The organism is Flavobacterium aquidurense (assembly GCF_002217195.1).
In the GTDB taxonomy this organism is placed as follows: domain Bacteria; phylum Bacteroidota; class Bacteroidia; order Flavobacteriales; family Flavobacteriaceae; genus Flavobacterium; species Flavobacterium frigidimaris.
Genome location: NZ_MUGR01000036.1, coordinates 15,500 through 28,920 on the forward strand (window position 1 = coordinate 15,500; position 13,421 = coordinate 28,920).

A 13,421-nucleotide genomic window follows, 5' to 3' on the forward strand; every position below is an offset into this window, starting at 1 on the left:
GTGACATATTCTATATACTAAAATAAATATGTCGCTCCGATGGAGCTTTACTGTGGACACATATAAAATTTGCTATAAACATGTCGCTCCTCTGGAGCTAGTCTAATATATTTAAAGGTGTATTCAACTTGAAATGTCATTATAAAACTTAAAAAATATAGCCACGAATTATTATACATATTCTTTATGTGCATAATTCGTGAATTCGTATCTATTTTTTCTCAAAGGTTGAAAAAACAAATCTGTGTCAATCCGTTTAATCCGTGGGCAATTTTTTTTAAATGTTTTTAATCGCCATAATCTTCTCTTCAAAAGTATCCTTAAAATCTGATCTGCTTTTGATTCTGGTCTTGTACGTATAAATTGTAGCTACAGAAAGTTCAAGAAATTCTGCCATTTGACTGCTGTCCTGAATCCCTAATCGGTACAAAGCAAAAATGCGGAGTTCTGTGTTTAAAAGTTCTCCTTTCTTGACGATACATTTATGGTCATTGGGGAATAGATTATTGAAATCAGTTACGAAAGTGGGGAACAACTTCAGGAAGATTTCATCAAATTGATGAAATAGATTTTCGCGTTCTTCCTTTACATTATAACGTTTTAGGCTCGCAATGACTTCATCTGTTTTCTTGGTGATGATTTTATGCAGCGTACTTTTCTGAATATGGTCTATTTTATTAATAAATGCCGAAGTAGCCTTAATAAAATACGTAATATATTCCTCTTTGATCGCATTGGCCTCACTCAGGCTGATATTCATTTCCTGAAGTTGCGCATAGGACGAAGCCATTATTTTTCGGGCCTTATTTCTCTCTTTTAATTGTTTGAAAATGATAATCGAGAACAGAATGATAATCAGCGTCAGGATCGTGAGTAGAATAATGATTCTCTCGAGTTTGTCATTCTTTTCCTTGACATTGTTTAATTGCGCTTTTTCTATGATGGGTAATATCGATGAAATTTCGATTTTGCGATGCCTTGCATTATAAAAAGTAGCATCGTCCATGGCAATATTTATATACTCATTGGCTTTGTCCAGATACCCCATTTTAAAGAGTTCATTGGCTAAGTTTCTTAGCGCGACGGTTTCTTTAGTTGCATTCTTAACATCGGCAATAGCGGCAAGGGCCAGATAATGAATGGCTTTTTTGGTATAGCCTCTTTCAGAATAAATATAGCCCAGGCTTGAGGTTGCAATTCCGTAATAATCCGGCGGTAGTTTATAATTGTTGATCCAGTAGCTAAAAGCAAATTCTGCACCGCGCCAATCTTGCTGTTTTAGTCGTTTTAAGCTTTCTGCTGCCCAATATTCATTAGTATTTGTACCAATTAAAGCTAATGCCTTTTGCAGGAAATGATTTCCTTGCTGTACATAGTGAATATTAAAACGCTGATCCTTATTATAATCGGCTAAGTCATAATAGGCACGGGCTTTTATAGAATAAAATTCGAATTTGTTTTTAAGATCGAGTTTTTTGTCGTCAATTACATTCAAAGTATCAATAGCTTCTTTAAAAAGGCCTGAGGAAAGCAATACAAATCCTTCTTTGATGCGGCTTTTAGCGAGATACTTTGGGTCTTTGAGAACTTTGGCTTTGATCTTGGCCTGCTCTAAATAGTAATACGCTGAATCGTATTTAAAAGATTTATATTCTTCAAACAACAGCATATAATTATCATAGAGGTGATCGTTGTTTTGGCTCAAAGTAAATTTGGATACATTTTTCTTTAAAGCCTCTATTTTACGATACTTCTGTTTCAGGTAAATCTCCTTTTTCAGGAGTACTTTATCTAATTCTTCCAGAACAGGATTTGTTTCTTTCGCAGAGAGAGAAAAACCCGCAATAAAAAAATAAAGAATGACTATTCTTCGCATGTTTTTGGATTGGTTTAGGGGGTAAAAAAATTAAGTTCGGTTTGGGTTAATTCGTTTGGTTATTCAAAAATAGTTTAAGAGCTGTTGATTGGCAACTTTTAAAAATCGGGTAGCTTCTTTCGCAAGTATATATAAAGAAAGGAAGATTATAGTGTGAAAATGGTTTCGAAGTGTTAAAAGTAATCTAATGACTTGCAATTATACAATAAAAACCAATTAAATATATGTATAGTGAAAAAATAATATGCATTATTTTAGATATTGTCATTTTTACCATTAATTATTTGCGTTTTTCATCTCGACAATATCTTGATTTTTGAATTTGCGAAAACGTAATAGTTGATTGATTTTCAGGTAGTTGTATTTAAAAATATGCTAATTATATCTTGATTTTTTAAAGATCTTTTTTTTTAGATTTATTTAACATCTAGTTTCGTACTGTCCTTTTAGAGGGATAAAAAAACTAACAAAAACCAAAATTTATGAGATGTAAAAGTATTTACTGGTTAGCTCTTATGATGTGTTTATTTGCCATTGGCTGTGATAACACTGAAGACGGAAGCTACGTTGATCCGATTACCATTTATGAGAAAGTAAGTGGAAACTGGGGATTAACAAATTTGAAAATGGTGGATGATTTTGCCAAGGCAAATGCGATCGAACCCAGCGAAGAAAACTTGAGTACCTATTTTAACTATGAGGATTTTAAAATCAAATTCAACGTAGATGAAAAAAACAATCCAACAAGTTATGAAGTGACCGGCAATGTGCCTGCACTATTTGCTCCAAAAGGATATTGGAAGCTAAGTTCAGATTTTCAGCCAACAACTCCTGGCAATGCTGTCAAGATTTATTTGTATAGCGATGCACAAAAAACGCAAAAAACAGATGAATTAAGATTGACATCGATTCCGGGTAAAGGCGGTGAAATGGAAATTCAACTGGCGCGTGCCTCCGGAGGTACTGTGTTTTTATCTTATGTGTTTAAATTAAATGCTATTAAATAAAAAGCAATATGAAAAAAATTATATATACAATTTTACTCGCCTTATTAATCGCTCCTAATTTTGTGCAGGCACAAGAAACAACCGGAGCTGTAGGGAGTATGACATCATTTCCTGTAGTATACAAATATGATGAGAAAGTGACGTGGTTTTTTGATCTGTCAGGAACCACATTTGCTGAAAATGAGGTTTTATACTTATGGATTTGGTCTCCATCAGAACCAGATGCAGGAAATTGGGAAAACTCATCAGACTTTGCAAAACTGACTCATGTAAAAGACAAAATTTGGAGTATTACTTTAACTCCAACAGAATATTTTTCTAAAACCCCGACTGAAATTGCAGCAAGTGCAGGATTTTGGCTTCGTATAAAAAACAAAAACGGATCAAAACAAAGTGAAGTGGCAAATATGCCTTATACTGATTTTACCTCATTTTATACAGCCAATGAGCTGATCAGAGCTTATCCGGCTAAACCAACGATTGATAAAGGACTAACTATTTTGTTTAATGCCAATTTAGCTCCCGGTTTTGCTGGTGCTACCAGTGTTCATATCCATAGCGGATTAAACGATTGGGATCTTAAACAAGAATACCAATCATGGCTCCCGGAAATTGTTGCCAAAACGAAATTGAAAGATTTAGGAAATGGTTTCTACAAAATGGATTTGGTTCCTAAAGATTATTACAATGCACCTGATGGTTACGAAATGAAAGATCTGGTTTTCCTGATGGTAAAAGACGACTGGGCAGGCACAACTCCGGATCAGGTTTTGTACGCAGGAGCTTATGTACCGCCGCCAGCACCGGTTTTTGGATTTTTTCCTTTACAAATCAGTCAGAAAGATTTTCTTGGAATGTCCAGAAAAAACAATGAGTCAGGTGTAAACAAACTGATCTATACCATTACAGCAGGAAGCAAAGTAATTCAGGGTGAGTTTGCCGGAACAACGGCTGAAATAAAAGGATTTGTCAATTTGGTTTCAGAACTTAAGGATGTCCCGAGCTTAAATGAAATTCATGTTTTGGTAAAAGACAATAAAGACAAAACGATTTCGGATACGACGATTCCTCTTAAAACTTTAGACAAATAATTCACTATCACATTAAATCAATTCTAATGAAATGAGCATAACCCGAAAACGGGTCGCAAGCCCAAAATTGATATGCGAATGACATAGGACCGATAAAAAACAATAAATAACTAGATATGAATAGTAAAAATACAAAAATAGTCCTGCATCAAATGTGGACTACTAAAAATGTGGTATTCATGATTTTCATGCTTTTTCTTTCGGCAGGAATGTTTGCTCAGGAAAAAAAGCAGGTATCAGGTACCGTTTATGATAATACGGGAAGTGTATTACCGGGAGCTACAGTAATTGAGGTGGGAACCAGAAATGCAACCACAACAGATTTCGACGGAAAATTTGCCTTGACCGTAGCGGTAGGAGGTGCTATTGAAGTTTCATTTATAGGATCAACCACTCAGAAGGTTCAGATCACAGCATCCACCAAACCCAATTTAGATGTTCGCCTGCAAAATGACGGTTATATGCTTGCTGAAGTTCAGGTCGTTTCTGTAGGTTACGGAACGCAAAAGAAATCAGATTTAACAGGAGCTATTTCAAGTGTAAAAGCAGATGATTTAGTAAAAGGGACAATCTCTTCTACAGAACAGGTTTTGCAGGGAAAAGTTGCGGGATTAAATATTATCCGCCCTTCAGGAGATCCTGCCGCAGGCTCTACTATACGTTTGCGTGGAGGAACTTCACTTACAGCAAGTAACAGTCCGCTTATTGTGGTTGATGGTATTGCAGGAGTTGATATCAATATTGTTCAGCCCTCTGATATTAAATCAGTAGATGTATTGAAAGATGCATCGGCAACAGCCATTTACGGATCAAGAGGAGCAAACGGAGTAATTATCATTACAACAAAATCAGGTACAAAAGGAGTTTCTGTTACTTACAGCGGTTTATCAAGTATTGGTTATGTAACAGATAATTTAGATCTTTTGTCAGCCAATCAATGGAGAGGGTATATGCGTTCTACAGGAAATAAAGACGCTGTTGATTTTGGCGGAAATACAAACTGGCAAAAAGCAATTGAGCAAACGGCAATTTCACAATCGCATACTATAAGCATTAATTCAGGTAAAGCTGACAGTGGTTTTAGAACCTCACTTTCGTATTTGAATAATGAAGGTGTTATTAAAAAAACAGGTTTAGAAAGATTAAGCGGAAACGTTAGTGCTTATCAATATCTGGGAGATAATAAAGAGGTGAAATTTGACATGGGTTTATTTGCTAATGTTGATAAATGGCACCCAATGGATTATAGAATTTTTGAGCGTGCTTATAATCTAAATCCAACAATTCCTGTATATGATGCTGATGGAAAATTTTCTAATGTAATCAATACAATTTATGATAATCCGGTAGAGGTTCTTACCAACAGAACAACGAATAATGAAAGACACAGATTATTGGGTTATTTTAAAACTGAAGTAAAGTTTTTAAAAGATTTCCTGGCAGTAGCCAATATTTCGTACGAACATAATGCGGTACAGGGAAATACCTATAAACCAACTTATGCCGTTCTGGAAGGAACAACAGAAAAAGGATATGCGCAAAAAACATACGATGAATTTGCGAATGCACAGGGAGAACTTTATGTAAATTATAATAAAGTAATAGACAAACATACCATTGGTGCTCTTGCCGGATATTCTTATTTACAGAATATCTACGAAGGATTTGGCGCACAACGCAGTGGTTTTGTAACAGATGCTTTTAGCTATAATAACCTTGGTGCAGGATACAATTATCGTTTGGGAGATGTATATTCTTATAAAGGAAAATCAGATTTGGTTTCGTTTTATGGCCGTCTTAATTATTCATATGACGGAAAATATTTGCTAACCGGTACGGTAAGAAGAGATGGTTCAAGCCGTTTTGGAGAAAACAATAAATGGGGAACTTTCCCGTCAGCTTCTGCAGCATGGAAAATTTCAAGCGAAGAGTTTATGAGTTCAGCAAAAGGATGGTTAGACAATCTGAAAGTGAGAGTAGGTTATGGGGTTACCGGTAATCAGGACGGAATTGGAGAATACAAATCACTTTCGATCTTAGGAGTTGGAAATGACAGTTACTACGATCCAACTACAGGAAGATGGAGTTTAGCGTATTCGCCAACACAAAATCCAAATCCTGATTTGAAATGGGAATCAACAAAACAATTAAATATTGGTCTGGATTTTAGTTTGTTTAACAGAATTACAGGTTCATTCGAGTATTATGCAAAAAACACAAACGACTTACTGTATACTTACGAAGTGCCGCAGCCTCCTTATTTAGTAGGAACAATGTTGGCGAACGTTGGTGAAATGTCAAATAAAGGTGTTGAACTTACCTTGAATGCAGATATCATAAAAGGAGATAAATTTTCATGGAATGCTAATTTAACTTTAGGACACAACGTTCAAAAAATAGAAAAACTATCGAACCCTACTTATAAAACAGATGTTATCTATAGCGGATCGCTTCACGGATTATCAGGGATGTCAGGACAGTATTCTCAAATTATTGCCGAGGGTTATGCGGTTGGAACTTTCTGGGGATTCAAAAATGCAGGACTTGATGAAAATGGTAAAATTCAGTACTATAATGCAGCAGGAAATGTAGTGGCTGAAAGCGCTTTAGTCGATGCTGATAAAACAGATTTAGGAAACATTCAGCCTGATTTGACAATGGGTATCGGAATGAATTTTACTTACGGAAACTTTGATTTAGGGATTACAGGATACGGAATGTTTGGTCAAAAAGCTTTAAATGCAACCAACATGATGCTGAACGATCCTAACAGATTACCCACTTTTAATGTTCCTGATGATTTCCTTGGCAGCGGTATTACATCTGCTCCCAAATATTCAGATTACTGGATCGAAGATGCTTCGTTCTTTAGACTTCAGACTCTTTCTGTAGGGTATACAATGCCTTTGAAATATAAAAGCTCTAAACTTAGAATTTATCTTATGGGAGAGAACCTGGCAGTATTTACAAAGTATAAAGGCGTCGATCCTGAAATTGGACTGAACGCACAAGATGGAATAAATCAGACTGGAGTAATGGATAAAACGGGATTAGCGGCTCCTGGAATCGACAGATACAATAATTATCCCCGACCAACTACCATTTCTTTTGGATTAAATTTTACGCTGAATAATTAAGCGAATAACTCAAAAATATAAAAAATGAAAATCAAAATAACAGCAGCATTATTAGTGAGCGTGCTTTTTACGATATCATGTACCAATCTTAATGAAGATTTATATGACAGAGTAGAAGATGGAAATTTTGGAAATACTCCAAAAGAGGTTGATGCATTAGTCGGTGGAGCGTATTCTTCGTTAAGAGGATTTGCAGATGGTATATCAAATAATTATCCAACCAGTGAATATGTATTCTTTTTGAATGAAACAGTTTCAGATGAAGCTACCATTCCAACCAGAGGAACAAACTGGTACGATGGAGGTCAGTACCAGGATGCACAAAAACACACCTGGAAAGCAGATAATCGTCTGATCCTCTCAGCCTGGCGTTACAACTACACCGGAATTGCCAAGATTAATTCGATTATTTATCAGGTAGATAAATCGTCTTTGGCAGATGCGGCGAAAGCGCCAATTTATGCAGAATTAAAAGCACTGAGAGCCTATTATTACTACAATCTTCTCGATGCATTTGGTAATGTACCAATCGTAGTTAATTTTGAAGATACCTCTTTGCCATCAAATTCCACCAGAAAACAAGTATATGATTTCGTAGAGAAAGAATTGCTGGATGCTATTCCGCATTTAACTTCAAATGTGGTGTATTCTAAAATGACAAAAAACGTAGCCTATTCGCTATTGGCAAGATTGTATCTGAATTCAGAAGCTTTTATTGGTACAGCACGTTGGCAGGATTGCATCAACATGTGTCAGAAAGTAACAGGTTATACTTTAGCGCCTGATTTCTTTGCCAATTTTGCAACAGAAAACGAAAAATCACCGGAAATTATTTTTGCAATTCCGTACGATCAAAAAGCAGGGACAGTTGGTAATTATATGAATTCTATGTCTTGTCATTACCTGCATAAATTAACAATTTCTGCCCTGCCAAATGATTATCCGTGGAGTGCCAACGGAATGTGCGCGCAACCGGGCGTTTACTCTGCTTTTGCTGCCACAGACAAAAGAAGAAAATGTATGGTAGCCGGAGATCAGATTAATATCGCAACAGGTCAGGTAATTATGATGGATAGCGGAGAACCTCTTACTTATACAGAAGAAGTAAACAGTGTTGCTGATGCGAAAGAAAATCAAGGAGTCCGTTTAGGAAAATACGAGATGAAAGCCGGCGAACAATGGGAACGTGATCATGATTTTGTTTTGATTCGTTATGCCGAAATTCTGATGATGCAGGCTGAATGTTATGTACGTTTAGGATCTGCTGATTTGGCAAAACCATTTATTCAGCAAATTACAGCTCGTGCCGGAGAAGAAATGCCAACGGTAATCGATCTTGAATTTATTGATAAAGAATTGCTTAAGGAATTTACTTTTGAAGGAAGAAGAAGAACAGATAACATCCGTTTTGGAACATTCTTCAAACCATGGTGGGAAAAAGGAGCAACTGAAAAATACAGAGCTATTTTCCCAATTCCAAGCACCGTTTTAACTACCAATAAAAACCTGGTACAGAATCCCGGATATCCTGCCAATTAGGTTTGTGAATGTCAGTCTTCCATGTTGGTTAGTCGTGGAAGGCTGACATATTTATATTTTTTTTCTGTCGGGATTAAAAAATTAAAAAGATTTTGTTTCACGCAGATTTTGGCAGATTAGGCAGATTATTTTTATCTGTAAAATCGGATTAAATCAATTTAAATCTGCGTGAAATAATTTTGAGCACAGATTAACAGATTAAAATGATTTAAGAATCTATAAAAATCTTTTTAAGCAGTGGCAAAAAAATAAAAACAAATAATACATTAATATGAAAAAAACTATCACATTATTGTTTTTTGGGATCATGAATATTTTAGTGGCCGCAGGTTGCAGCAGCGATGATAAAAATTCTGATAAACCTACAGAACCGGAAACATTTGAACCTGTTGCGATTGAAAAAACAAATAGCACCAAAATTTATGTTCATTATATGCCTTGGTTTGAAACCAATGAAAGTAGTGCCGATAAAAAATGGGGATATCACTGGACAATGGCCAACAAAAATCCAAACAACATTGGTGCAAACAATCGCAGAGAGATTGCCTCGTACTATTATCCGCTAATTGGCCCTTATCATTCAGGCGATAAAAATGTGATTGAAAATCATTTATTATTGATGAAGTATTCTGGTATCGATGGTGTTTTGATAGATTGGTACGGCACGTTTGATGTAAATGATTACCGAATGGTAAAAGAAAATACAGAACAGCTTATTGCCATGTTAAACAAAGTTGGATTAGAATATGCCATTGTTTATGAAGATCGATTTTTACCAAATGTAGTAAATGCAGGAAAAGCAATATCAGTTACCGGTGCAGCAAAAACGGACTTAGCCTATTTGCAAACTAATTATTTTGGAGATAAAAATTACATCAAAATAAATGGAAAACCATTGTTGCTGAATTTCGGACCAATTGTATTGCAGACACCTGCGGAATGGACAAATGTTTTTAATACGTTAACCGCAAAACCTACTTTCCTGACCCTTTGGGGCGAATCTGCAGATGCGGGAGACAATGCCTCAGGAGAATATGCATGGGTGTATAAAAACAATACCTATCTCACGAATTTTTATACCAATACAATGCCAAAACTGAGCGTTGCAATGGGGAGTGCTTATCCTGGTTTTAAAGATTTTTATGCAGAAGGAGGTGGCGGAGCTGCTATTGGATGGACGATAGAACACAACAACGGAGCTACTCTTGATGAAACACTTGCCATGGCCAAGAATGCCAAGGTCAATTACCTGCAATTGATCACCTGGAATGACTTTGGAGAAGGAACGATGTTCGAGCCAACAGTAGAATTTGGTTACACTTATATCGAAAAGGTAAAAGCATTTGCGGGTGTAAAAAATACCGAGAGTGTTTTTCCTGATATCAGTAAAATGTACAATATGAGAATAGAAAAGAAAGGCAATGCCGATGCCCAGAAAAAAATAGACCAGGCTTTTAATTATTTTGTTTCCATGCAGCCCGCAAAAGCAAAACAGTTACTAAACGAAATTAAATAAAGAGTTGTAATTAATACAATTAAATAATGAAAAACATAAAATATAGATACTGTATAATTGCTTTAGCGTCAATATTACTATTTGCCTGCAGTACTAAAAAAACATACAAAATAAGTTCTCCGGGAAAAAACACTGAATTGGTTTTTGAATTAACCGCTTCGGGTCAGCCTCAATATAGTTTTACAGCCAACGGAAAATCAGTTATAGAACCTTCTTTATTGGGATTTGAATTTAAAGGAATCCAAAAAATGACGGATGGTTTTGAAGTGGTTTCCACCGAAGAAAAGGCAGCAGATGAAACCTGGGAACAACCTTGGGGAGAATTCAAAAAAGTTAGAGATCACCACAACGAATTAATTGTTCATTTGAAAGAGTCAAAAGGATACGAGCGTTTGGTCACTATTATTTTCAGGGTTTTCGATGATGGTGTTGGATTCAGATACGAGTTTCCAAAACAGCCACATTTAGAGAAAGTAGAAATAGCGAATGAAATCACACAATTTACCTTTAAATCAGATAATGATGTTTGGTGGATTCCGGTACATCGTGAAAACAGCTATTACGAGAGTACTTATCGCAAAACATCGGTTAGTAAAACCGATACGATCAATACACCGGCTACTTTAGAAACCAAAGAAAAATTATTTGTGGCTATACATGAAGCCAACCTAACCGATTTTGCCTCAATGACGTTACTTAAAACAAATGATAAACAATACAAAAGCGAATTAGTACCTTGGGCTAATGGCGTAAAAGTATATGCAGAAACGCCTTTTAAAACCCCATGGAGAACTATTGTGGTAGGCACTACTCCCGCAGAAGTAGCAACTTCGACAATTATGCTTAATCTCAACGAGCCTTCGAAAATTGAAGATCTCTCGTGGATTACTCCTTCGAAGTACATTGGTATCTGGTGGGGAATGCACTTAGAAAAATATACTTGGGGACAAGGACCAAAACATGGTGCTACAACCAAGAATACAAAAGAATATATTGATTTTGCTGCGAAGAATAATTTAGACGGAGTTCTAGTAGAAGGATGGAACGAAGGCTGGGATGGCGACTGGACGGCTGATGGATCTTCATTTAGTTTTGTAAAAGCATATCCTGATTTTAATCTGGAAGAAATCACAAAATACGCCGCTATCAAAAATGTGCGTTTGATTGGACATCACGAAACTGCAGGTGCTACTAAACATTATGAAAGCCAATTGGAAGATGCTTTTAAATTGTATCAAAAAATGGGTGTAAATACGGTAAAAACCGGTTATGTAAATAAATATCTGGATAAAAAAGAATGGCATGATAGCCAGTACGGAGCACGTCATTACAGAAAAGTGATGGAAACTGCAGCCAAATATCATATCATGATCGACAATCATGAACCTATAAAAGGAACAGGATTACAGCGTACTTATCCTAACTTTATGACACAAGAAGGTGGAAGAGGACAGGAGTACAACGCCTGGTCTGTTGACGGAGGAAATACACCGGAACATCTGACTACTTTACCCTTTACAAGAATGCTTTCAGGTCCGTTTGATTACACGCCGGGGAACTTCAATTTTGATTATAAAACACCTTCCGGAGCAAGAGTACAAACGACTTTGGCCAATCAACTCGCATTGTATGTTATTATTTTTAGTCCGTTGCAAATGGCCTCAGATTTACCGGAGAATTACGAAGGAAAACCGGAGTTTCAGTTCATAAAAGACGTTCCGTGTACGTGGTCAGATACTAAAGTTTTAGATTCCAGAATAGGAGAGTATACAACAATTGTCCGTAAAGACTGGGACGAGAAAAACTGGTATTTAGGCTCTATAACAAATAGCTACGCCCGAAACCTAAAAGTAACATTGTCGTTTTTAGATAGCGGAAAAGACTATGAAGCCGAAATATATGCTGATGGAGCAGGAGCGAATTATAAAACAAATCCATATCCTGTTACAATTTCAAAACAAAAAGTGAATAACAAAACAATATTAGATCTTAAATTGGCAGCCGGAGGAGGAACAGCTATAAAATTCACTCCAATTGAAAAAATAAGTTAGTTTGAATTATTTTGAGTTAAGTTTAAGTTGGTGCAATGTACCCGATAGCTGTAAGAGTTATCGGGTTTGTTATTTTTTGAAGTTTCAAGTTTGAAGTTTCAGGTAAAACCGCAGTACCTTAGAAGCTAAGTGCCTTTAAAAAAAACTAATGTTTATAAAGTTTAACATGATTGCCAAAAGTATAAGCAGCACTAATAGTTGGTCCGTTATAACCCCATTTTAAATATCCATTTAACCTGTCTCTCTCAGTATCTACTTTAAAGTTTAATCCGGTATATCCGGCCGTAAGACTTAAATTTTGGTATACATTATAAGAAAGAGCCAGATTGTAACTTATTATACGGCCATCAATATTATCAATTTTTAGGGCAAGATAATTGGCATTAACATATAGGCCAAATCGTTTTGTCAAAACAAATTCTCCCCAAATCCCCACATCAGGTAGGGGCGCTGTAAAATTAAAACTATCCCTGTATTCTGCAATCGCCTGATTGGCCTCAACGCGCATACCTAAATCAGCAAATAAAACATGTGCCCCAATTAGCAGACCGGCTTCGTATTTTGGTTTGGATAAAAAGGCATAACCATATGCAATTCGGGCAATCTGAACATCAAAAAAGGCACTAACCCTTGTGTTTATTTCGTAAGTATGTTCACCAAAATCAATTTCTTTTTGTAGAGTCTTAGAAGAACTTCTGTCTAAAGCAAAATATTCAAAACCTAATCTTGACCTTCTGGAAATGCGCCAGTCAAATGTTCCCATAAATGACGAGCTGGATTTTGAAAATCCCAAATCATCTTCCAAATCTATTTCCGTACCATGTTTTCCGTTGTTGGTACCCACCTGAATTTGAGTATTATTTACAGGAAAAAAAGCTCCGGCAGTTACTTTAAATCGTCTTGCATGCCAGGGTAATTCGTTTACATCATAATCCTGAAAATCTTCTGAACTGGTTTCTTGCAAAGAAGGTAAGGAATGTTGTACTGGGATTTCGGCGGTAATCTGAGCTTGAATTGGGAGGCAAAAAGAGGAAAGTATCAAAAAATAAAATAATTTTTTCATCGGATTTATTTTTAAATTTTATTGATATAATTTTAACACTTAAAGTTAACAAAAAAAATCATTCATTTTTGTTTTTATTGCTTATTATTTTTTAGATAAGTTTGATAGTCAGTTAATTATGTGTTTTGTTAAAATTAGTTG

The 13,421-nt window shown here is 35.9% G+C and carries 8 protein-coding genes; 6 read left to right on the top strand and 2 right to left on the bottom strand.

All coding sequences use genetic code 11. The annotated features are described in order from the left end of the window. Window positions 1-277: 277 nt before the first annotated feature. Entirely contained in the window at window positions 278-1,876 is a 1,599-nt protein-coding gene (locus tag B0A67_RS18405; protein ID WP_072963169.1) for a DUF6377 domain-containing protein, read from the bottom strand. A 482-nt stretch (window positions 1,877-2,358) separates the two neighbouring features. On the opposite strand from B0A67_RS18405, the gene B0A67_RS18410 reads away from it, so the two are divergent. The 6 genes from B0A67_RS18410 (at window position 2,359) to B0A67_RS18435 (ending at window position 12,217) form a co-directional block, all read left to right on the top strand. Next, window positions 2,359-2,883, top strand: coding sequence for a DUF5004 domain-containing protein (locus tag B0A67_RS18410; protein ID WP_072963165.1), 525 nt, complete (start codon window positions 2,359-2,361; stop codon window positions 2,881-2,883). Window positions 2,884-2,891: 8 nt separating this feature from the next. After that, window positions 2,892-3,974, top strand: coding sequence for a hypothetical protein (locus tag B0A67_RS18415; protein WP_072963162.1), 1,083 nt, complete (start codon window positions 2,892-2,894; stop codon window positions 3,972-3,974). A 116-nt stretch (window positions 3,975-4,090) separates the two neighbouring features. Further along, complete coding sequence (locus B0A67_RS18420) at window positions 4,091-7,111, top strand: SusC/RagA family TonB-linked outer membrane protein (protein ID WP_084074608.1); 3,021 nt, start codon at window positions 4,091-4,093, stop codon at window positions 7,109-7,111. A gap of 24 nt (window positions 7,112-7,135) precedes the next feature. Then, window positions 7,136-8,650, top strand: coding sequence for a RagB/SusD family nutrient uptake outer membrane protein (locus tag B0A67_RS18425; protein ID WP_072963153.1), 1,515 nt, complete (start codon window positions 7,136-7,138; stop codon window positions 8,648-8,650). A 271-nt stretch (window positions 8,651-8,921) separates the two neighbouring features. Then, the gene (locus B0A67_RS18430; RefSeq protein WP_072963148.1) at window positions 8,922-10,166 is read left to right on the top strand and encodes a glycoside hydrolase family 71/99-like protein; all 1,245 of its coding nucleotides are present in this window, start codon (window positions 8,922-8,924) and stop codon (window positions 10,164-10,166) included. A 26-nt stretch (window positions 10,167-10,192) separates the two neighbouring features. Next, on the top strand, window positions 10,193-12,217 hold the full coding sequence (locus B0A67_RS18435) for a glycoside hydrolase family 97 protein (RefSeq protein ID WP_072963144.1): 2,025 nt from the start codon (window positions 10,193-10,195) through the stop codon (window positions 12,215-12,217). A 145-nt stretch (window positions 12,218-12,362) separates the two neighbouring features. On the opposite strand, the gene B0A67_RS18440 is transcribed toward B0A67_RS18435, so the two are convergent. Continuing rightward, window positions 12,363-13,280 carry a hypothetical protein gene (locus B0A67_RS18440; RefSeq protein WP_072963141.1) on the bottom strand — a complete coding sequence of 306 codons (918 nt, stop codon included), beginning with the start codon at window positions 13,278-13,280 and terminating at the stop codon, window positions 12,363-12,365. Window positions 13,281-13,421: the final 141 nt, after the last annotated feature.